Origin of the sequence: Burkholderia sp. Bp8963 (assembly GCF_003854275.1) — a bacterium.
Lineage (GTDB): Bacteria > Pseudomonadota > Gammaproteobacteria > Burkholderiales > Burkholderiaceae > Burkholderia.
This window is the reverse complement of the sequence record NZ_QTQP01000014.1, coordinates 1-20,576: the sequence shown is the minus strand read 5'-3', so window position 1 is coordinate 20,576 and position 20,576 is coordinate 1. Positions and strand designations below refer to the sequence as shown.

Genomic DNA, 20,576 nt, shown 5'->3' with positions numbered 1-20,576 from the left:
TCAGCCCTTCGTCTGTTGCGTGTTCTGCACGATCTTCGCCGGCACGCCGCCGATCGAACCCGCGCCCATCGTGATCACCACGTCGCCGTTCTGCGCGACCTTTGCCAATGCATCCGGCACCTCGTCGACCGTCGCGACGAACACCGGTTCCACCTTGCCCACCGCGCGCAGCGCGCGCGACAGCGCGTCGCCGTTGGCGGTCGTGATCGCCGCCTCGCCGGCTGCATAGACTTCCGTCAACACCAGCGCATCGACCGTCGACAGCACGTTGACGAAATCGTCGAAGCAGTCGCGCGTGCGCGTGTAGCGGTGCGGCTGGAACGCAAGCACGAGGCGGCGGCCCGGGAACGCGCCGCGCGCGGCCGCGATCGTCGCCGCCATCTCGACCGGGTGATGCCCGTAGTCGTCGATCAGCGTGTAATCGCCACCGTCGGCCGCCGGCACCTCGCCGTAGCGCTGGAAGCGCCGGCCGACACCGTTGAATTCCGCGAGCGCCTGCTGGATCGCGTCGTCGGCTACGCCGAGATCCGTCGCGATCGCGATCGCCGCGAGCGCGTTCTGCACGTTGTGCAGGCCCGGCAGGTTCAGCACGACTTGCAGCGGCTCGCGCCCGTCGCGGATCACCGTGAAGTGCATCCGGCCGTCGCGCGCGTCGATGTTTTCCGCGCGCACCTGTGCATCCGGCGACAGCCCGTAGCGCACCACCGGCTTCGAGATGAACGGAATGATCTGCCGCACGTTCGGATCGTCGACGCACACGACCGCGCTACCGTAGAACGGCAGCCGCTGCGTGAATTCGATGAACGCCTGCTTGAGCCGCGCGAAATCGTGGCCGTAGGTGTCCATGTGGTCCGCATCGATGTTCGTGATCACTTCGATCACCGGATACAGGTTCAGGAACGATGCGTCCGACTCGTCCGCCTCGGCAACGATGAAGTCGCCGGTGCCGAGCCGCGCGTTCGCGCCGGCACTGATCAGGCGCCCGCCGATCACGAAGGTCGGGTCGAGCCCGCCCGCCGCGAGCACGCTCGCGACGAGGCTCGTCGTCGTGGTCTTGCCGTGCGTGCCGGCGATCGCGATGCCCTGCTTCAGGCGCATCAGCTCGGCGAGCATCACCGCGCGCTGCACGATCGGCACGCGCTTCGCACGCGCGGCCAGCACTTCCGGGTTGTCCGAGCGCACGGCCGTCGACACGACGACCGCATTCGCACCCTCGATGTTTGCCGCGTCATGGCCGATCGCGATCCGTGCGCCGAGCGCTTCGAGGCGATCCGTCACCGCGTTGCGCGACAGGTCCGACCCGCTGACCTGGTAGCCGAGGTTGACGAGCACTTCCGCGATGCCGCTCATGCCGGCGCCGCCGATCCCGACGAAATGAATGTGTTTGACGATGTGTTTCATTGCAGTATTTCCAGGTTCGCGCCGGCCACCTTCGCACAGACACGTGCGACTTCATCGGTGGCGTCCGGCTTTGCCAGCGAGCGCGAACGCTCGGCCATGTCCGCGAGCGACGCCCGCGACTGGCTGCGCAGCCAATCGGCGAGCAGGTCGGCCGACAGGTCGCGTTGTTGCACCAGCACCGCTGCTCCCGCCTCGGCGAGGAACGCGGCATTGGTCGTCTGGTGATCGTCGACGGCGTACGGGAACGGCACGAACAGCGCCGCCACGCCCACCGCCGCGATCTCCGATACCGTCATCGCGCCCGAGCGGCAGATCACGAGATCCGCCGCGGCATACGCGGCCGCCATGTCGTCGATGAACGGCACGAGCTGCACGTCGCTGCCATACGCGAGACCGGCGGCCTCATAGTTCGCCTTCAGCACGTCGATGTGCTTCGCGCCCGCCTGATGCACGATGTGCGGGCGCTCGCCCGGCGCCAGCATCGCGAGCGCGCGCGGCACGACTTCGTTCAGCGCGGCCGCGCCGAGGCTGCCGCCGACGACCAGCACGTTCAGCGGCCCGCTGCGCGCCGCATAGCGTGCTTTGGGCGGTTCCGTGCGCGCAAGTTCCGCGCGGATCGGATTGCCCGTCCATTCGGCGTGCGGCAGTGCATTCGGGAACGCGACGAGCACGCGTTTCGCGAGCTTCGCGAGCACCTTGTTCGCGAGGCCCGCGATCGAATTCTGTTCGTGCAGCACGAGCGGGCGGCCCGACAGCGCCGTCATCACGCCCGCCGGGAACGTAATGTAGCCGCCCATCCCGAGCACGACGTCGGGCTTGACCCGGCGCAGCGCGCCGAGGCTCTGCCAGCACGCGCGCAGCAGGTTGAACGGCAGCGACAGCTTGGTCATCAGGCCCTTGCCGCGCACGCCGCCGAAGCGCACGTATTCCATCGGAATGCCGTGCTTCGGCACGAGCGTCGCCTCCATCCCGGCCGGATTGCCGAGCCACACGACGCGCCAGCCCGCCGCTTCCATCCGGTGCGCGACCGCGAGCCCCGGGAACACGTGGCCCCCGGTGCCGCCTGCCATCACCATCAGCGTGCGTCGTGCCGCGGTCATACCTTCCCTCCGCGCATCAGCACCCGGTTCTCGTAATCGACCCGCAGCAGCACCGCGAGCGCGACGCAGTTCAGCAGAATGCCCGAGCCGCCATAACTCACGAGCGGCAGCGTCAGACCCTTGGTCGGCAGCAGGCCGAGGTTCACGCCCATGTTGATGAACGTCTGCGCGCCGAACCAGATGCCGATGCCCTTGGCAGTCAGCCCCGCGAACGTGCGGTCGAGCGCGAGCGCCTGACGGCCGATCTCGAACGCACGGCGCACGATCCAGTAGAACAGCAGGATCACGACCATCACGCCGACGAAACCGAGCTCCTCGCCGATCACCGCGAGGATGAAGTCGGTATGCGCTTCGGGCAGGTAGTTCAGCTTCTCGACGCTACCGCCGAGGCCGACGCCGAACCACTCGCCGCGGCCGAACGCGATCAGCGAGTGCGTGAGCTGGTATGCCTTGCCCTGCGCGTAGCGCTCGTCCCACGGATCGAGGTAAGCGAAGATCCGCTCGCGACGCCACGGCGACAGCCAGACCAGCATCGTGAACGTGCCGACCGCCGTTGCGACGAGGCCGCCGAACAGCTTGCCGTTCACGCCGCCGAGGAACAGCACGCCCATCGCGATCGCGGCGACCACCATGAACGCGCCCATGTCCGGCTCGAGCAGCAGCAGCGCGCCGACGAGGCCGACCGCGAACGCCATCGGCAGAAAGCCCTTCGCGAAGCTCTGCATGTATTCCTGCTTGCGCACCGTGTAGTTCGCCGCGTAGATCGTCACCGCGAGCTTCATGACTTCCGACGGCTGCATGTTCGTGATCCCGAGCGGAATCCAGCGGCGCGCGCCGTTCACGCCCTTGCCGACGTGCGGGATCAGCACGATCACAAGGCCGACGAGCGCGATCAGGAAGAGATGCGGCGCGTACTTGTCCCACGTCGACACCGGCACGCGGAACGCGATCACCGCCGCGATGAACGCGACGACGAGCGACACGCAGTGGCGCAACAGGAACGCGTAATCGTGATACGACGCGTATTTCGGCGAATCGGGCATCGCGATCGACGCCGAGTACACCATCACGACGCCGAGCCCGAGCAACGCGATCGCGACCCACAGCAGCGAATAGTCGAAGTCGAGCATCCGCGAGCGGCTCGGCCGCACGCCGTTGACGACGCTCGCGAGGCCGCCCGTCGCGGCGCGCGTGGCGGACGCGACGCGGCCGCCTGCGGCATTGCCGCCGGCGTCGCGCCGGTCGTTGAAACGGGAGACGAGGCGATCGGACCAGCTCATGGCGTCGCTCCTTTGCCGATGGCGATTTCGTCCACTGCCGCGCGGAACACGTCTGCGCGATGGGCGTAGTTCCGGAACATGTCGAGGCTCGCGCAAGCGGGCGACAGCAGCACCGCATCGCCCGGCTCCGCAAGCTCGGCAGCCGCCCGCACCGCTTCCTCGAGCGTCGCGTGGGCGGCAAGCGGCACGCCCGTTTCCGCGAGCGTGTCGCGAATTGCCGGCGCATCGCGACCGATCAGCATTACCGCGCGGCACCAGCGGGCGACCGGCGCGACGAGCGGCGCGAAATCCTGGCCCTTGCCGTCGCCGCCGGCGATCAACACGATCTTCTGCGCGAGCCCGTCGAGCGCGGCGACCGTCGCGCCGACGTTCGTGCCCTTGCTGTCATCGACGTAATCGACATCGTCGAGCGTTGCGATCAGCTCGACGCGATGCGCTTCGCCGCGGTATTCGCGCAGCGCGTGCAGCAGCGGCGCGGCCGGCAGGTCGATCGCGCGTGCGAGCGCGAACGCGGCCAGCGCGTTCGCCGCGTTGTGCAGGCCGCGGATGCGCAGCGCGTCGACCGGCATCAGGCGCTTCTGCGCGATGTCCGGCGTATGCGTCGTGTCACGCTTGCGGCGGCGGCCCGTTGCCGGTTCGTCGACGGCGTCGCGATCGATCGCCTCGACGAGCCACGCGATTCCGTTGTCGCGCGACAACCCGTAATCGCCTTCATGTGCAGGCTCGTTCAGCCCGAACGTGATCGTGCGCGACGCATCGGCCGCGCCCGCGGCCCGCGCGAATTTCATCACCGCCGCGTCGTCGCGGTTCAACACGCGCGTCGTCGTTGCGCCGAAGATCCGGCCCTTTGCGGCCGCATAGGCGTCGAAGCTGCCGTGCCAGTCGAGGTGATCCTGCGTGATGTTGAGGATCGCGGCCGCGTCCGGCGCGAAGGTGCGCGCGGTCTCGAGCTGGAAGCTCGACAGTTCGAGCACCCAGACATCCGGCAGGGCGGTGGCGTCGATCGCGGCGGCGAGCCGATCCAGCATCGCCGGGCTGATGTTGCCCGCGACGCCGACCTTCTTGCCCGCGCGTTCGCACAGCAGGCCCGTGAGGCTCGTCGTCGTGGTCTTGCCGTTCGTGCCCGTGATCGCGAGCACCTTCGGCTGGTAGCCGCTCGTGCCGAGCGTGCGCAACGCCTGCGCGAAGAATTCCAGTTCGCCCCACACCGCGATGCCGCGCTCGTTCGCTGCCGCGATCAGCGCCGCGAGCGCCGGCTCGAGCGGCGACAGGCCGGGGCTCAGCCCGACGATCTCGACGCCGCCGTCCAGCAGTGCAGACGTGAACGGCCCGCCGACGAACTCGGCATCGATGCCTTCGGCCTGCAGCGCGGCAAGGTTCGGCGGCGCCTCGCGGGTATCGGCAATGCGCAGCCGGCACCCGTGCCTCGCGCACCACCGCGCGATCGCGAGACCCGATTCGCCGAGCCCCAGCACGAGCACCATCGGCCGTTGCCGATCTCCAAACATCTCGCCAGACATCCTTGTTACCTTTCCTTTACCGCAACTTGAGGGTGGACAGACCGAACAGGCACAGCATCAGCGTGATGATCCAGAAACGCACCACCACCTGCGTTTCCTTCCAGCCGGACAATTCGAAATGGTGATGCAGCGGCGCCATCTTGAAGATGCGGCGCCCTTCGCCGTAACGCTTCTTCGTGTACTTGAACCACGTGACCTGCAGCATCACCGACAGCGTTTCCGCGACGAAAATGCCGCCCATGATGAACAGCACGATTTCCTGCCGCACGATCACGGCGACCGTGCCGAGCGCGCCGCCGAGCGCCAGCGCGCCGACGTCACCCATGAACACCTGCGCGGGGTGCGTGTTGTACCAGAGGAACGCGAGCCCTGCCCCGCCCATCGCGGAGCAAAAGATCAGCAGCTCGCCCGCGCCCGCGATGTGCGGGAACAGCAGGTATTTCGAATAGACCGCGCTGCCCATCACGTACGCGAACACGCCGAGCGACGCGCCAACCAGCACGACCGGCATGATCACGAGGCCGTCCAGCCCGTCGGTCAGGTTCACCGCGTTGCTCGCGCCGACGATCACGAAATAGGTCAGCGCGATGAAGCCCCACACGCCGAGCGGATAGCTGATCGACTTCAGGAACGGCAACATCAGGTCCGCGCGCGCGGGCAGCCCCATCGACAGGCCGCTCCTCACCCACGCCATGAACAGGTCGAACACGCGCACGTTGCTCGCCTCGGACACGCTGAACGCGAGGTAGACGGCGGCAAACAAGCCGATCACCGACTGCCAGAAATACTTCTCGCGCGACGACATCCCGCGCGGATCCTTGTAGACGACCTTCCGGTAGTCGTCGACCCAGCCGACCACGCCGAACCCAAACGTGACGAGCATCACGATCCAGATGAAACGGTTCGTCAGGTCGCCCCACAACAGCGTCGCGACCGCGATGCCGATCAGGATCAGCACGCCGCCCATCGTCGGCGTGCCGGATTTGACGAGGTGGGTCTGCGGGCCGTCCTTGCGCACGGCCTGCCCGACCTTCATTTCCGTCAGCTTGCGGATCACCCACGGTCCGCACACGAGCCCGATCCCGAGCGCGGTGATGGTGGCCATCACCGCACGGAACGTCAGGTACGTGAACAAGCGCAAAAAGCTTGCGTCACCTTGCAGCCATTGCGCCAGCGCCAGCAACATGCTTCCTTCCTTCTACTCAGTGTGCGGCGGGCGCCGTGCCCGCCGCGGGTTGATTCGCGAGCGCGTCGACCACGCGCTCCATCTTCATGTACCGCGAGCCCTTCACGAGCACCGTCGCGTGCGCGCCGTAGCCTGCGTCGAGCAACGCGGCAACGAGCGCCGCGACGTCGCCGAAATGACGCGCGGCCGCGCCGTACGCGACACACGCATCGCGCGACGCATCGCCGAGCGCGAACAGCGCATCGATGCCGCACTCGCGCGCGTAGGCGCCCACCTCGCGATGGAACGCCGGACCTTCGTCTCCGACCTCGCCCATGTCGCCGATCACCAGCACGCGCGGCGCCGGCTGCGCCGCGAGCACGTCGATCGCCGCGCGCATCGAGTCGGGGTTCGCGTTGTAGGTGTCGTCGACGACCGTCGCGCCCGCGAGGCTGCCGACACTCGCCTGCCGGACCTGCAGACGGCCCTTGACCGGCTCGAACGCTTCGAGCCCCGCCTTGATCGCCGGCAATGCGACGCCGGCGGCCAGCGCTGCGGCCGTGGCCGCCAGCGCGTTACGTGCGTTGTGCTCGCCGAGCGCGCGCAGTCGCACCGCGACCGATCCGGCCGGCGTGTCGATCGCGAGCTCGCCGCCGTGCAGCCGGCCCGTCACCTGTGCGTCGGTCTGCCGTTGCGCATCATTGAGCGCGAAGTCCATGATCCGGTTCCCGGTCGCTGCAACACGCCAGATGCCCGCGTATGCATCGTCGGCCGGGAACACCGCGACGCCGTCCGGCGTCAGTGCGTGGATCACGGCTGCGTGCTCGAGCGCGACCGCTTCGACCGTCGCCATGAATTCCTGGTGCTCGCGCTGCGCGTTGTTGACGAGCGCGACCGTCGGAGCGGTGACGCGCGCGAGGATCTCCGTCTCGCCCGGATGATTCATCCCGAGCTCGATCACGGCGAGCCGATACGCGGCGTTCAGGCGCAGCAGCGTCAGCGGCAGGCCAATGTCGTTGTTGAGGTTGCCGGCCGTCGCGAGCCGCGCGTCGGCACCGACCGCGGCGGCGAAAATCGACGCGATCATTTCCTTGACGGTCGTCTTGCCGTTGCTGCCGGTCACCGCGACGACCGGCAACGCGAATCGTTTGCGCCAGCCGTGCGCAAGCTCACCGAGCGCCGCGCGCGTGTCGGCGGCCTCGATCGTCGGCAGATCGACGCCGGCCACGCTGCGCGACACGAGCGCCGCAGTCGCGCCGCGCGCCGCCACGTCGCCGAGGAAATCGTGCGCGTCGAAGCGCTCCCCTTTCAGCGCAATGAACAGGTCGCCGGGGCCAGCCGTGCGGCTGTCGGTCGACACGCGCTCGAACGTCGCGCCCGCATCACCGTGGACGGTCGCACCGGAAATCAGGCGGGCGGCTTCGCCCAGACTCAGCATCGTCATTCGCCGCCTCCCTTGCCGTGCGTCGCGCGTGCCGCGAGCGCGAGCCGCGCGTGATCCTGGTCGGAGAACGTGCGCTTCTTGCCCATGATTTCCTGCGTCGCTTCGTGACCCTTGCCGGCCAGCACGACGACGTCCTCGCGCGCCGCGCCGCGCACTGCCTGCAGGATCGCGCTCGCGCGATCCTCGATGCGGCGGGCCTTCGCCGGCGCGGTCATGCCGGCGACGATCTGGTCGATGATGCGTTGCGGATCCTCGCTGCGCGGGTTGTCGCTGGTGACGACAACCTCGTCGGCGAGCCGCTCGGCGATCGCCCCCATCAGCGGACGCTTCGTCGCGTCGCGATCGCCGCCGCAGCCGAACATGCAGACGAGCGCGCCGCCGCGCGCGGTCGCGATCGGGCGCAGCGCGTCGAGCGTCTTCTCGAGCGCATCGGGCGTGTGCGCATAGTCGATCACGACGAGCGGCTCGTCATTCTGCAGGCGGCCGCCGAGGCGCTGCATGCGGCCGTTGACCGACTCGAGCCGCGCGATCTCGGCGAGCGCCGCGGCGAACGGCACGTCGGCCGCGAGCAGCGTGCCGAGCACCGCGAGCAGATTGCTCACGTTGAACGTGCCGAGCGTGCCGACCTCGACGTCCGCATCGCCCCACGACGAGTGCAGGTGGAATGCGGTGCCCGTCGCGGTAGCGCGAACGTCGAGCGCCGTCAGGTCGCGATCCGCGCCCGTCTCCGACGAGTCGCCGATTCCGTACGCGATCGTGCGCACGCGCCCGGACAGGTTCTCGAGCAGCCGGCGGCCGGCCGCGTCGTCACGATTGACGACCGCGGCACGCAGCCCGCGCCACGTGAACAGTTTCGCCTTCGCCTCTTCGTACGCGTCGAACGTGCCGTGATAGTCGAGGTGATCCTGGGTGAGATTCGTGAATACCGCGATGTCGAACGCAGTGCCGTTCGCGCGCCCCTGATGCAGCGCGTGCGACGACACCTCCATCGCCACCGCCTTCGCGCCGGCGCCGCGCAGTTGCGCGAGGCTGCGCTGCAGTTGCGGTGCGTCGGGCGTCGTGAAACCGGTCGGCACGAGCTGGCCCGGCATCCCGCTGCCGAGCGTGCCGATCACCGCGCACGGCTGATGCAGCGCGGTCAGTGCGGCGGCGATCCACTGCGTGCACGACGTCTTGCCGTTCGTGCCGGTGACGCCGGCCACGAGCAGGCTGTCGCTCGGATCGCCATACCAGCCGCTGGCGATGTCGCCGGCGAGCTCGTTCAGCGCCGGCACGGCCAGTGCGAGCGGCGCGGCAGGCGCAGCGGCAAGGCCGTCCGGCTGATACAGCACGGCGGCGCCACGCGCGAGCGCATCGGGAATGAAGGCGCGGTTGTCGGCCCCGTCGACCGCATACGCGAGGAACACGTCGCCTGCGTCGAGGCTGCGCGTATCGGCATGCAGTTGCGCCGCGGGGGCTACATGCTGACGCAGCCACGCGAGCGCGGCTGCGATCTGCTGGTGCGCCGGATGAGAACTGCGAGCGGCGCTCATCGAATGACTCCAGGTGAATTGCGTGTCGTGCTGGACACGATCATATGCTTCGCACCGGCCCCTGCGGCCAGCTTTTGCGGGCCAGTCGCCGCGGGCGCGGAAGCCGCGTCGTCGGACACGACGAGTTGCTTGATCGGCATGTTCGGGGGTACGTTCAGCGCGCGCATCGTATCGCCGGCGATCGCCGAGAATACGGGGCCCGACACCTGTCCGCCGAAGTGGCTGCCGGCCGTCGGTTCGTCGACCGACACGGCGACCACGATGCGCGGATTCGGCATCGGCGCCATCCCGACGAACGACGCGCGGTACTTGCGCGTATAGCCGTGGCCTTCGTGCTTGTATGCGGTGCCGCTCTTGCCGCCCACGCGATAGCCGGGCACGGCGGCGTCCGGCGACGTGCCGCCCGGCGCGACCACCGTTTCGAGCATCGCGCGAACTTCTCGCGCAGTGGTCGGCGAGAAGATCTGCTGGCCCGCGATCGGCTGCGTCGGGTCGGTCTTGAAGATCGACACGGGCATCATTTCGCCGTCGTGCGCGATCGCGGTGTACGCGCGCGCGAGCTGGAACAGCGACACCGACAGGCCATAGCCGTACGACATCGTCGCCTGCTCGATCCGGCGCCAGCCCTTCCACGGCCGCAGGCGGCCTGCCGCCGCCCCCGGGAAGCCGACCTTCGGCGGCTGGCCGAGGCCGATGCTTGTATACATATTCCACATTTCCTCGGGCTTCATCGTCATCGCGATCTTCGTCGCGCCGATGTTGCTCGATTTCTGGATCACGCCGCCGACCGTCAGCGTGCCGAAGCCCGAGTCGTCGGTGATCGGCGCGCCGTCCAGCACGAAATGGCCGTTGCCGGTCTCGACGAGCGTGCTCGGCGTCACGCGATGCAAGTCGAGCGCAAGCGACACCGTAAACGGCTTCATGATCGAGCCCGGCTCGAACACGTCGGTCAGGATCCGGTTGCGCAGCTGCTCGCCCGTCAGGTGCGAACGGTCATTCGGGTTGTACGTCGGATAGTTGACCAGCGCGAGCACCTCGCCGGTGCGCACGTCGACGACCATCGCGGCGCCGGCCTTCGCCTTGAACTTCTCGACCGCTGCCTTCAGGTTCGCGTACGCGATGTACTGGATCTTGCTGTCGATCGACAGATCAACGTCCGTGCCGTTGTGCGGCGGCAGCTGTTCGGCGACGTCCTCGATGATGTGCCCCATCCGGTCCTTGATCACGCGGCGCACGCCGGAGGTGCCGGACAGCATCTTCTGATCGCCCAGCTCGACGCCTTCCTGACCCTCGTCCTCGACATTCGTGAAGCCGATCAGGTGCGCGGTGATCTCGCCTTCCGGATAGAAGCGCTTGTATTCGTTGCGCTGGTAGACGCCCGGGATGTCGAGCGCCGCGACCTTGTCGGCGACGTCGATCGGCACCTGGCGCTTTACGTAGACGAAACCCTTGTCTTCCGACAGCTTCGCGCGCAGCTCCTTCTGCGTCATCCCGAGCAGCTTGCCGAGCTGGTCGAGCTTGTCCGCGCCGAGGTCGTCCGGCACCGCATCGGGAATCGCCCAGATCGCGCGCACGGGCAGGCTCGTCGCGAGCACGAGCCCGTTACGGTCGAGAATCTTGCCGCGCGTCGCCGGCAGCTCGATCGTGCGCTGGTAGCGGCTTTCGCCCTGCTTCTGATAGAACGCGTTGCCGGGCCCCTGGATCCAGAACGCCCGCGCGGCCAGCGCGACGAACGCCATGAACAGCAAGAACACGACGAACTTCGAGCGCCACATCGGCAGATGCACCGACAGCACGGGGCTCGACGAGAACTTCACGTTCTGGCGCTTCTGAGACGGCTTCATCGCGCGCCTCCCTTGCCCTTGCCTGCGGTCGTGGTGGCCGATGCGGGAATCGGCGCGTCGATCGCATTCGCGGCGCCCGGCTGCAGCGTCAGGTATTGCGTGCGGCCGGTCGTGACCGGCAGCATCTTCAGCGAATCGTTCGCGAGCTGCTCGATGCGGGATGTTTTCGACAGCGCGCTCTGCTGATACTGGAGCTGCGCGTAGTCCTGCTGGAGCTGATGCTCCTGCGATTGCGCACGCTGCAGCTGGATGAAGATCTGGCGCTGCTGGTTGGACGAATTCACGACCGACAGCGCGCAGCCCATCACGATGATCAGCAGGAAGATATTGAAGCGGCTCATGGCGCGACGCGCTCCGCAATGCGCATCACTGCCGACCGGGCACGCGGATTCGCCGCCACTTCCGCGTCGCTCGGGAATTTACGACCGACCACCTTGAGCGGGGGGCTCGGGAGATCGACGGCGCGGATCGGCAGGCGACGATCGACCGCGGGCGCGCTGGCGTGCGCCTGCATGAATCGCTTGACGATCCGGTCCTCGAGTGAATGAAAGCTGATGACCACCAGCCGCCCCCCTTGCTCCAACGACGACAAAGCCGCGTCTAGTACGACTTGCAGGTCCGCAAGCTCTTGATTGACGTGAATCCGTATAGCCTGAAAGGTGCGGGTTGCCGGATCCTTGCCCTTCTCACGGGTTTTGACGACGTTACCCACGATTTGGGCAAGCTCGCCCGTGGTGTCGAGAGGCCCAAGACGGTCGGACTCTGCCCGGCGAGCAACAAGCGCCTTTGCAATCTGAAAAGCAAACCGTTCTTCCCCATAATCCCGTATCACCTCCGTCAGTTCCTGCAGCGACGCCCGCGCCAGCCATTCGGCCGCGGACTCGCCGCGCGTCGGGTCCATCCTCATGTCCAGCGGGCCGTCCGCACGGAAGCTGAAGCCTCGCTGCGGATCGTCCACCTGCGGCGAGGACACGCCCAGGTCCAGCAACACACCCGACACCTTCTCGATGCCGCGCGCCGTCAGCGCGCCCTGCATCGACGCAAAGCTGTCATGCACGATCGAGAAGCGCGCATCCTCGATGCCCTGCGCCGTCTCGATCGCGCGCGGATCCTTGTCGAACGCGATCAGCCGGCCGCCGGCTCCAAGCCGCGCGAGCACCGCGCGGCTGTGGCCGCCCCGCCCGAACGTGCCGTCGACGTAGGTACCGTCCGGCCGCGTCACGAGCGCATCGACTGCTTCGTCCAACAACACCGTCCGATGCTGCAATTCGTTTCCCATCGCGGGCTTCTCCGTCACCGCAATCAGAACGTGAAATTCTTCAGCGCATCGGGCATGCCCTGCGCCATCGCTGCCTGCTCCTTCGCGATGTACGTCTGCGAATCCCACAGTTCGAAGTGACTACCCATTCCCAACAACATGACTTCCTTTTCGAGCCCGGCCGCCATGCGCAGCTCGGGCGATACGAGAATCCGGCCTGCGCTGTCGAGATCGACATCCATCGCATTGCCGAGAAAAATCCGCCGCCACCAGTGCGCGTCCATCGGCAGCGCAGCGATCTTGGCGCGGAAAACCTCCCATTCGGGGCGCGGAAACAGCAACAGGCAGCCGTCCGGGTGCTTGGTCACAGTCACCCGTCCTTCTGCCTGTCCTTGCAGCGCTTCGCGATAGCGAGCCGGCACCGACATACGCCCTTTCGCATCGAGCGTCAGCGCTGACGCCCCTTGGAACACTTTCCGCTCTCCCGTTCAGGGTACCGAAGTACCCGCCCAATGCTGAGAATTTAGCCGGAATAGCCTGCCAAATCACACAAAAATACACTTTCTCACACTGTCTCCCACTTTAGAGGAAGGGTGTGACACGGTCAAGGGAGCGGCCCGGTTTTTTAACGAATTTTGTTAGTTAGAACAAGGACTTACGCGCACATGCTCATGCACCCCCATATTTCAAAAACCGTTATAAATGAATGAGCTAGTGCAACTTGTGAAGGTGATACGTGAGCAAGACGGGCCAGATCGGCGTGCGGACGGGGCTTTCGGGGGCGGGAAAACGCGGAAAAAACGGGCGGAATCGGCGGGCTCGGGCGCGGGGCGGCACACGTCGCCGCCCCGTGAATTTCGTCACAGATAGTACGCAGTGCTCGTCATGACTTTCGACGCTGCGCGCATCAGCATCCGCGCGGGCAGCGGCAGTTCGATGCCGCCCGCGTCGGTCGCAGCCTTGCCGTGCTTCACCTCGTCGACCCGCATCTGCTCGACGATCGCGCGCGACGCCGTATCGGTCGCCGGCAGCTCCGACAGGTGTCCGTCCAGGTGGCTTTCGACCTGGCGTTCCGTCTCGGCCATGAAGCCGAGGCTGACCTTGTCGCCCAGCGTACCGGCCGCGACGCCGATCGCGAGCGCCCCCGCATACCACAGCGGGTTCAGCAGGCTCGGACGCGAATCGAGCTCCTTGAGCCGGTGCGCGGTCCACGCGAGATGGTCCTCCTCTTCGCGCGCGGCCTCCTCGAACATCGTCTTGATCGCCGGCGTGCGCGCCGTCAGCTTCTGCGCCTGGTAAAGCGCCTGTGCGCAGATCTCGCCGACGTGATTCACACGCATCAGCCCCGCGGCGTGCGTGCGCTCCGCCGGCGTCAGCTCGGCGGTCGGCGGCTCGGCCGGCGCAGGCACCGGGCGGCTCATCCGGTTCACTCCCGACAGCGACCGCAAGCCGCGATCGAATTCGCTGATCAGTTCATCCAACACCATCCTGTTCTCCTGGCTGCGTGTGCTTTCGCGCTCCGCGAATGCACGTATCCACTGCGTAACCGACTTGATTCTTCAGCGGAAATTGCGGTTAACCCGTGATTTTAACCATTGTTGCATAAAGGAAACATGCGGGCCGTGACGCGCGGCGTTTCGCTTTGTAGCAAAAAGTCCATGCGCTACATTACGTCCGACTTCTTGAGAAGTTGAAGCGGGGATCGTCGACAGAACATAACAATTTGCCCCGCCACAAAAAATTCAGTGATTCTTGGAGATCCGTTAATGAAAAAGTCGCTTCTCGCGCTCGTCGCGCTGGGCGCGTTCGCTGGCGCTGCCCATGCGCAAAGCAGCGTGACGCTTTACGGCATCATCGATGAAGGCTTCATCTTCAACAACAATGCGAAGGGCGGCCACCTGTACGGGCTGTCCAGCGGCGTTCTGCAAGGTAGCCGCTTTGGCTTGCGCGGCACCGAAGACCTCGGTGCGGGCCTGAAGGCGATCTTCGTGCTCGAGAACGGCTTCGACGTGAACTCCGGCAAGCTCGGCCAGGGCGGCCTGATGTTCGGCCGTCAGGCCTATGTCGGCCTGTCGAGCAACTTCGGTACGGTCACGCTGGGCCGCCAGTACGACTCCGTCGTCGACTTCGTCGGGCCGCTCGAGGCAGGCGACCAGTGGGGCGGCTACATCGCTGCTCACCCGGGCGACCTCGACAACTTCAACAACGCGTACCGCGTGAACAACGCGGTCAAGTACACGAGCCCGACCTACAACGGCTTCTCGTTCGGCGGCATGTACAGCTTCGGCGGACAAGCCGGCCAGTTTGCCAAGAACCAGGTCTGGTCGCTCGGCGCAGGCTACAACAACGGCCCGCTGGTTCTCGGCGTCGGCTACCTGAATGCACGCACGCCGGCGAACTTCGGCGGCATGTTCAACACCGGCGCGTCTGCTGCGGCGACCGCCGTCACGTCGCCGGTCTATGGCGCGTACGCGAACAGTGCGAACACGTACCAGGTCATCGGCGCGGGCGGCGCATACACGTTCGGCGCAGCGACGATCGGCGCGACGTACTCGAACACGAAGTTCAAGAGCTTCAGTGTCGGCCCGTTCGTCGGCCAGACCGCGACGTTCAACAACGGCGAAATCAACTTCAAGTATCAGCTGACCCCGGCGCTGATCCTGGGCGCTGCGTACGACTACACGCAGGGCAGCAAGATCGACGGCAACTCGGCAGCCAAGTACCACCAGGGCTCGATGGGCGTCGACTACTTCCTGTCGAAGCGTACCGACGTCTACGTAGTCGGCGTGTACCAGCACGCTTCGGGCAACGCGCTCAACGCGGAAGGCCAGGTCGTTCAGGCACACGCATCGATCAACGGCCTCGACCCGTCGAACACCACCAACCAGGTGGCGGCTCGCGTCGGCATCCGTCACAAGTTCTAATCAGCTTGCCTGACAAGCCGCGGTACATTGAAGGCGCCTTCGGGCGCCTTTTTCATTTCGGGTGCAGCGAAGCTCGGTGAGTCGAATGCCGGCGATCGGCAACGCGTCGTGATCGACCAACTGGCGCGCCAATCGGAAGGCGGCGGTTGGTTGAAATGAGCAGATTCGGCCGGCATGCGGCCCCTGGAATAACGCACGCAAGCCTGAAACCGCAGCAGACGATTCGGCCCGGCATACCGCCTCATTTCACATCTTCCCGCGGCGAGCCTGCCAGTGCCCGGGGCCTGTTCGACCGTCGTGCTGCCAGTTCGCAGGCGTCCACCCATGCGGGCCGCCAATAAAAAACCCGGCAAGCGCCGGGTCTTTTCGTTCAGTTAGTTCGTCACGCGCGTCCGTCGCGCAATTCGCGTCGCAGGATCTTGCCGACGTTCGTCTTCGGCAATTCGGTGCGGAACTCGACGAACTTCGGTCGCTTGTATCCCGTGAGGCGCTCCTTGCAGTACGCGAGAATGTCCTTGTCGGTGAGCGCCGGATCCTTCTTCACGACGAACAGCTTCACCGCTTCGCCCGAGTGTTCGTCCGGCACGCCGACCGCCGCCACTTCGAAGACGTCCGGATGCGACGCCACCACATCCTCGACCTCGTTCGGATACACGTTGAAGCCCGACACGAGGATCATGTCCTTCTTCCGGTCGACGATCTTCACGTAGCCACGTGCGTCCATCACGCCGACGTCGCCCGTCTTGAAGAAGCCGTCCGGACACATGACCTTGGCAGTTTCATCCGGACGATTCCAGTAGCCAGCCATCACTTGCGGCCCGCGGATACAGATCTCGCCGGGCTCGCCGAGCGGAACGTCAATGCCGGCGTCGTCACGGATCGAGATTTCGGTCGACGGCAGCGGCAGCCCGATCGTTCCGCTGTATTCGGTGGCCGTCACCGGGTTGCAGGTGGCAACAGGCGACGTCTCCGACAGGCCGTAGCCCTCGACGATCGCCGTACGAGTCTTTTCGTACCAGCGCTTCGCGACGTTTTCCTGGATCGCCATGCCGCCGCCGTTGGCGACCGCCAGCTTCGACAAATCGAGCTGGCCGAAATCCGGGTGGTTCAGCAGCGCGTTGTAGAGCGTGTTGACGGCCGGAATCGTCGAGATCCGGTAACCCTTCAGTTCCTTGATCATCCCGCCGATGTCGCGCGGATTCGGAATCAGGATCCCCATGCCACCGGTGCGCAACGTCAGGAAACCGCAGCAGGTCAGCGCGAACACGTGGTAGAGCGGCAGTGCGACCACGGTCACGAACTGTTTCACGTCCGGAAATTTCTCGTGCGCGGGGTGGTGCCAGGCTTCAGCCTGCAGCACGTTCGAGACGATGTTCCGGTGCAGCAGCGTCGCCCCCTTCGCGACGCCGGTCGTGCCCCCCGTGTACTGCAGGAACGCCACGTCGTTCGGCCCCAGCTTCTGCGGCTTGAACGTCTGCCGCGCGCCTTCCGAGAGTGCGGCCTTGAATCGCGTGAAGGACGGGAGCTGCCACGCCGGCACCATCTTCTTGACGTTGCGCACGACGTAGTTGACGAGCCAGCCCTTGAGGCCCATCAGGTCGCCCATCGACGCGACGACCACGTGCTTGACGACGGTATTCGCGATGACGGCCTGCAGCGTCGACGCGAAATTTTCGAGGATGACGATCGCTTCGGCGCCGCTGTCCTTGAGCTGGTGCTCGAGTTCGCGCGGCGTGTAAAGCGGGTTGACGTTGACGACCGTATAGCCTGCGCGCAGCACCGCGGCAATCGCGACGGGGTACTGCAACACGTTCGGCATCATGATCGCGACGCGAGCGCCGCGCGCCAGCCCGCGCGATTGCAGCCATGCGCCGAACTGGCGCGACAGCGCGTCCAGCTTGCCATACGTGATCGCCTTGCCCATGCAGACGAACGCCGTCCGGTCACGGTAGTTCTTGAAACTCTCGTCGAGGAGATCGGCAACGGAAGGATACGGAGACGCGTCAATTTCGGCTGGAACGCCGGTCGGGTACGATTTCAGCCAAATCTTGTCCATGCTGCGCGTCTCCTCACTGATTTTCGAATGATCGTGCTAAAACGCATCGTAGCGGCTCGCTCGACTTGAGACAACAGGGTTAGACACCCCCTTCGAACTTCCTCGGGCCCGAGCGGCCGTTGCACCGAACTTCCGTCAAATTCGGGCTACGTCGACCAGACAGTCGTAGAACGTCGCCGAATTCCCGAGATCGCTGAGCGCCTGGCTCGTCACTTCGTTTGCGTTTCGGCCGTCTGGCGACAGTTTTTTCCACCAGATCGACAAGCCGACCACGAGTCCGGCGCGAGCGCGGTCGGTAACACGCGCGCGCGCCTGCATCGAGCCGCGATCGTTGAAGATGCGCACGAGATCGCCGTCCGAGATGCCTCGCTCGGCGGCGTCGGCCGGATGCATGTCGAGATGCGGCTGGCCTTCCGTGTTCCGCAGGCTGTCGACGTTTACGAACGTGCTGTTGAGAAAATTACGGGCCGGCGGCGAGATCATCGCGAGCGGATAGCGCTCGGCGAGTTCGGGTGCGGCCTCGGCCGACTCGAACGGCGGCAGATAGTCCGGAACGGGATCCATCCCCATCTCTGCCAGCCGCGCACTGTAGAACTCGCATTTGCCGGACGGCGTCCGGAAGCCCCCGGCGGCAAACGGCGCGTCGGGCAGCTTGAGCTTCATCCATCCTGCCTGCTTCAGCGTTTCCCAGTCGCTGCCGAGCGATGGATCGTCCCAGCGAAGCGCCGCACGCGCGACCTCTTCGTCGCTTTGATAGAGCGCGGGCTCGTCCAGCCCCATGCTGCGCGCGATACCCCTGAAGATCTCGGTATTTGGCCGCGCGTCGCCTACCGGCGGAATCGACGGCAGGTTTGCCATCACGTAGGTGTGGCCATAGGATTTGTGGACGTCGAGATGTTCGAGCTGCGTAGTCGCCGGCAACACAATGTCGGCGAAATCGACGGTATCTGTCTTGAAATGCTCCAGAACGACGGTGAACAGGTCCTCGCGTGCGAACCCGGCCGCCACCTTCGACGAATCCGGCGCAACCGCGACAGGATTCGAGTTGTAGACGATCACCGCCTCGACTTTCGGCCCAAACGTCGGATCACCCGGATGCAGCAACGCATCGCCGATCGTGTTCATGTTGATGACGCGCGGCAGCCGGTTCGGCCAGCCCGGCATCAGGTCGGGGCGCAGCAGTGCGGCCTGGTTCACCGGCGCCCACTCGGACGAAGACAACAGCAATCCACCGGCGCGATCCCGCCATGCGCCCGTCAGCGCAGGCAGGCTGGCGATCGCGCGCACTGCGTTGCCACCGCCGCGCACGCGCTGCATGCCGTAGTTGAGGCGGATCGAAGCCTTTCGGGTCTTGCCGTAACGGCGCGCGAGATCGACCAATTCCGATGCATCGATGCCGCAGATCTGCGCAACGCGCTCAGGCGGATAGGACATCGCGCGCGTCTTCAACGCGTCGAATCCAAGCGTATGGCTGTCGATGTAGCCGCGATCGAGCAGGTCCTCGGTAATCAGCACATGCATCATGCCGAGCGCAAACGCGCCATCAGTTCCCGGACGCAGCGCAATGTGCTGGTGGCATTTTTCCGCCGTCAGTGAGCGATACGGGTCGATCGCGACGAGGTGCGCGCCGCGCCGCTTTGCCTCCTGGGCACGCGTCCAGAAATGGAGGCTCGATGCGATCGGATTCGCGCCCCAGATAAGGATCAGCTCGCTCTCCTCGAAGTATTCGAGGTGCATCCCCAGACTTCCGCCATACGTGTAGCGCAATCCTGCAGCGCCCGCTGCGGCGCAAATCGTCCGCTCGAGCCGGGACGCGCCGAGCTTGTGGAAGAACCGTTGGGCGATGCCCTCGCCCTGCACGAGCCCCATCGTGCCGGCATAGCTGTACGGCAGGATCGCTTCCGGTGCACGCGCTGCGATTTCACCGAGGCGTCGGCCGATTTCGTCGAATGCCTCGCTCCAGCTGATTGGAGCGAAACGCCCCTCGCCTTTCGGCCCGATGCGTTTGAGCGGGACGGTCAGGCGTTCGGGATGATGGACCCGGTCGGCATAGCGGCTGACCTTCGTGCACAACACGCCCTGAGTCGGCGGATGATCGGGATCGCCGGAAACCTTGATCGCCCTGCCGTTCTCGACAGTCACGCGCATCGCGCACGTATCCGGACAGTCATGAGGGCATACGGCCCGGGCTACCTGTGTGAGGGCGTTCATCGTTGTATACGCAGATATTGGGGAAGATTGGGGATTTTACGGCGGAGACGCGGCGCGAAGTGTCTATTTTGTGACTTGATGCCGCTTTGCGCTTTTACTGGTGAGATGAGCCTGGTGCGCCGGAGATTGATAGTTGGCGGGGCTCGCAGCATCATCTTGCCGGCAAGTTGAAGCAAAGTCGGGACGACGCACGGCAGAGCTGCCGGAACGGCTACGACACGAGGGTCGGGGATGCCGTTCGGCCATCAAGGAGGAAGCGGGACTGGACGCCGGGACGGTATCGCGTGGATGACCCCACGCATTTTCGCCGCGCCAATGCAAAAACCCCCGCCTTTTGGGCGGGGGTTTCTGGCTTAGGGAGCCTGACGATTACCTACTTTCACACGGGAATCCGCACTATCATCGGCGTAGAGTCGTTTCACGGTCCTGTTCGGGATGGGAAGGGGTGGGACCGACTCGCTATGGTCATCAGGCAAAAGGGGTTGTCGCGGTGCTTCGCAGCGCGACCAATCCGGAAGAAGCAGTAATTTTGAGTTGTGTGTATCACACACGAGAATCAACCAGTCCGACGCGCTGTGATCAGCGCGAGACAGACTTGTTATAGGATCAAGCCTTACGGGCAATTAGTATCAGTTAGCTGAACGCATTACTGCGCTTACACACCTGACCTATCAACGTCCTGGTCTCGAACGACCCTTCAAGGGGATCTAGTCCCCAGGGATATCTCATCTTAAGGCGAGTTTCCCGCTTAGATGCTTTCAGCGGTTATCTCTTCCGAACATAGCTACCCGGCGATGCCACTGGCGTGACAACCGGTACACCAGAGGTTCGTCCACTCCGG

At 65.6% G+C, this 20,576-nt stretch carries 15 protein-coding genes and 2 rRNA genes; 1 reads left to right on the top strand and 16 read right to left on the bottom strand.

Annotated elements, in window-relative coordinates:
- The 12 genes from murC to coq7 form a co-directional block, all read right to left on the bottom strand.
- Window positions 1-1,401, bottom strand: coding sequence for a UDP-N-acetylmuramate--L-alanine ligase (murC, locus tag DID96_RS14035; protein WP_124599911.1), 1,401 nt, complete (start codon window positions 1,399-1,401; stop codon window positions 1-3).
- Entirely contained in the window at window positions 1,398-2,501 is a 1,104-nt protein-coding gene (gene murG / locus DID96_RS14030) for an undecaprenyldiphospho-muramoylpentapeptide beta-N-acetylglucosaminyltransferase (RefSeq protein ID WP_124599910.1), read from the bottom strand. Before murG ends, murC begins: the two co-directional genes overlap by 4 nt.
- Complete coding sequence (gene ftsW, locus DID96_RS14025; protein ID WP_124599909.1) at window positions 2,498-3,781, bottom strand: putative lipid II flippase FtsW; 1,284 nt, start codon at window positions 3,779-3,781, stop codon at window positions 2,498-2,500. The genes murG and ftsW overlap by 4 nt, the downstream gene beginning before the upstream one ends.
- Window positions 3,778-5,289, bottom strand: a complete 1,512-nt coding sequence (gene murD, locus DID96_RS14020) for a UDP-N-acetylmuramoyl-L-alanine--D-glutamate ligase (protein WP_124600033.1) — start codon at window positions 5,287-5,289, stop codon at window positions 3,778-3,780. The genes ftsW and murD overlap by 4 nt, the downstream gene beginning before the upstream one ends.
- A 28-nt stretch (window positions 5,290-5,317) precedes the next feature.
- Window positions 5,318-6,487 (bottom strand): phospho-N-acetylmuramoyl-pentapeptide-transferase, encoded by a 1,170-nt coding sequence (gene mraY, locus DID96_RS14015; protein ID WP_124599908.1) that lies wholly within the window; start codon window positions 6,485-6,487, stop codon window positions 5,318-5,320.
- A gap of 16 nt (window positions 6,488-6,503) precedes the next feature.
- Window positions 6,504-7,910 (bottom strand): UDP-N-acetylmuramoyl-tripeptide--D-alanyl-D-alanine ligase, encoded by a 1,407-nt coding sequence (gene murF, locus DID96_RS14010; RefSeq protein WP_124599907.1) that lies wholly within the window; start codon window positions 7,908-7,910, stop codon window positions 6,504-6,506.
- Window positions 7,907-9,442 carry a UDP-N-acetylmuramoyl-L-alanyl-D-glutamate--2,6-diaminopimelate ligase gene (locus DID96_RS14005; RefSeq protein ID WP_124599906.1) on the bottom strand — a complete coding sequence of 512 codons (1,536 nt, stop codon included), beginning with the start codon at window positions 9,440-9,442 and terminating at the stop codon, window positions 7,907-7,909. The genes murF and DID96_RS14005 overlap by 4 nt, the downstream gene beginning before the upstream one ends.
- Entirely contained in the window at window positions 9,439-11,286 is a 1,848-nt protein-coding gene (locus DID96_RS14000) for a penicillin-binding protein 2 (RefSeq protein WP_124599905.1), read from the bottom strand. The genes DID96_RS14005 and DID96_RS14000 overlap by 4 nt, the downstream gene beginning before the upstream one ends.
- The gene (gene ftsL / locus DID96_RS13995) at window positions 11,283-11,627 is read right to left on the bottom strand and encodes a cell division protein FtsL (protein ID WP_124599904.1); all 345 of its coding nucleotides are present in this window, start codon (window positions 11,625-11,627) and stop codon (window positions 11,283-11,285) included. The genes DID96_RS14000 and ftsL overlap by 4 nt, the downstream gene beginning before the upstream one ends.
- Window positions 11,624-12,565, bottom strand: coding sequence for a 16S rRNA (cytosine(1402)-N(4))-methyltransferase RsmH (rsmH, locus tag DID96_RS13990; protein ID WP_124599903.1), 942 nt, complete (start codon window positions 12,563-12,565; stop codon window positions 11,624-11,626). Before rsmH ends, ftsL begins: the two co-directional genes overlap by 4 nt.
- A 23-nt stretch (window positions 12,566-12,588) precedes the next feature.
- Window positions 12,589-13,017 carry a division/cell wall cluster transcriptional repressor MraZ gene (gene mraZ / locus DID96_RS13985; protein ID WP_006400450.1) on the bottom strand — a complete coding sequence of 143 codons (429 nt, stop codon included), beginning with the start codon at window positions 13,015-13,017 and terminating at the stop codon, window positions 12,589-12,591.
- Between the two features lie 387 nt (window positions 13,018-13,404).
- Window positions 13,405-14,031 carry a 2-polyprenyl-3-methyl-6-methoxy-1,4-benzoquinone monooxygenase gene (gene coq7, locus DID96_RS13980; protein ID WP_124599902.1) on the bottom strand — a complete coding sequence of 209 codons (627 nt, stop codon included), beginning with the start codon at window positions 14,029-14,031 and terminating at the stop codon, window positions 13,405-13,407.
- A 279-nt stretch (window positions 14,032-14,310) separates the two neighbouring features.
- Here coq7 and DID96_RS13975 point away from each other — a divergent pair, with 279 nt between their 5' ends.
- Window positions 14,311-15,468, top strand: a complete 1,158-nt coding sequence (locus DID96_RS13975) for a porin (RefSeq protein WP_124599901.1) — start codon at window positions 14,311-14,313, stop codon at window positions 15,466-15,468.
- 382 nt (window positions 15,469-15,850) lie between these two features.
- Here DID96_RS13975 and DID96_RS13970 read toward each other — a convergent pair whose 3' ends face one another.
- The 4 genes from DID96_RS13970 to DID96_RS13955 all read right to left on the bottom strand — a co-directional run.
- On the bottom strand, window positions 15,851-17,524 hold the full coding sequence (locus DID96_RS13970; RefSeq protein WP_124599900.1) for a long-chain fatty acid--CoA ligase: 1,674 nt from the start codon (window positions 17,522-17,524) through the stop codon (window positions 15,851-15,853).
- Between the two features lie 135 nt (window positions 17,525-17,659).
- Complete coding sequence (locus DID96_RS13965) at window positions 17,660-19,735, bottom strand: molybdopterin-dependent oxidoreductase (protein ID WP_124599899.1); 2,076 nt, start codon at window positions 19,733-19,735, stop codon at window positions 17,660-17,662.
- 360 nt (window positions 19,736-20,095) lie between these two features.
- Window positions 20,096-20,208 (bottom strand): 5S ribosomal RNA (gene rrf, locus DID96_RS13960).
- A gap of 129 nt (window positions 20,209-20,337) precedes the next feature.
- A 23S ribosomal RNA gene (locus tag DID96_RS13955) occupies window positions 20,338-20,576 on the bottom strand; the annotation flags it as partial.

What these genes read in the sequence shown, in the direction of transcription:
- murF (WP_124599907.1), bottom strand. Translation starts at nt 7,910, where the DNA reads ATGACGATGCTGAGTCTGGGCGAAGCCGCCCGCCTGATTTCCGGTGCG.
- DID96_RS14005 (WP_124599906.1), bottom strand. Translation starts at nt 9,442, where the DNA reads ATGAGCGCCGCTCGCAGTTCTCATCCGGCGCACCAGCAGATCGCAGCC.
- ftsL (WP_124599904.1), bottom strand. Translation starts at nt 11,627, where the DNA reads ATGAGCCGCTTCAATATCTTCCTGCTGATCATCGTGATGGGCTGCGCG.
- murG (WP_124599910.1), bottom strand. Translation starts at nt 2,501, where the DNA reads ATGACCGCGGCACGACGCACGCTGATGGTGATGGCAGGCGGCACCGGG.
- coq7 (WP_124599902.1), bottom strand. Translation starts at nt 14,031, where the DNA reads ATGGTGTTGGATGAACTGATCAGCGAATTCGATCGCGGCTTGCGGTCG.
- DID96_RS13975 (WP_124599901.1), top strand. Translation starts at nt 14,311, where the DNA reads ATGAAAAAGTCGCTTCTCGCGCTCGTCGCGCTGGGCGCGTTCGCTGGC.
- DID96_RS14000 (WP_124599905.1), bottom strand. Translation starts at nt 11,286, where the DNA reads ATGAAGCCGTCTCAGAAGCGCCAGAACGTGAAGTTCTCGTCGAGCCCC.
- murC (WP_124599911.1), bottom strand. Translation starts at nt 1,401, where the DNA reads ATGAAACACATCGTCAAACACATTCATTTCGTCGGGATCGGCGGCGCC.
- rsmH (WP_124599903.1), bottom strand. Translation starts at nt 12,565, where the DNA reads ATGGGAAACGAATTGCAGCATCGGACGGTGTTGTTGGACGAAGCAGTC.
- mraY (WP_124599908.1), bottom strand. Translation starts at nt 6,487, where the DNA reads ATGTTGCTGGCGCTGGCGCAATGGCTGCAAGGTGACGCAAGCTTTTTG.
- murD (WP_124600033.1), bottom strand. Translation starts at nt 5,289, where the DNA reads ATGTTTGGAGATCGGCAACGGCCGATGGTGCTCGTGCTGGGGCTCGGC.
- ftsW (WP_124599909.1), bottom strand. Translation starts at nt 3,781, where the DNA reads ATGAGCTGGTCCGATCGCCTCGTCTCCCGTTTCAACGACCGGCGCGAC.
- DID96_RS13970 (WP_124599900.1), bottom strand. Translation starts at nt 17,524, where the DNA reads ATGGACAAGATTTGGCTGAAATCGTACCCGACCGGCGTTCCAGCCGAA.
- DID96_RS13965 (WP_124599899.1), bottom strand. Translation starts at nt 19,735, where the DNA reads ATGAACGCCCTCACACAGGTAGCCCGGGCCGTATGCCCTCATGACTGT.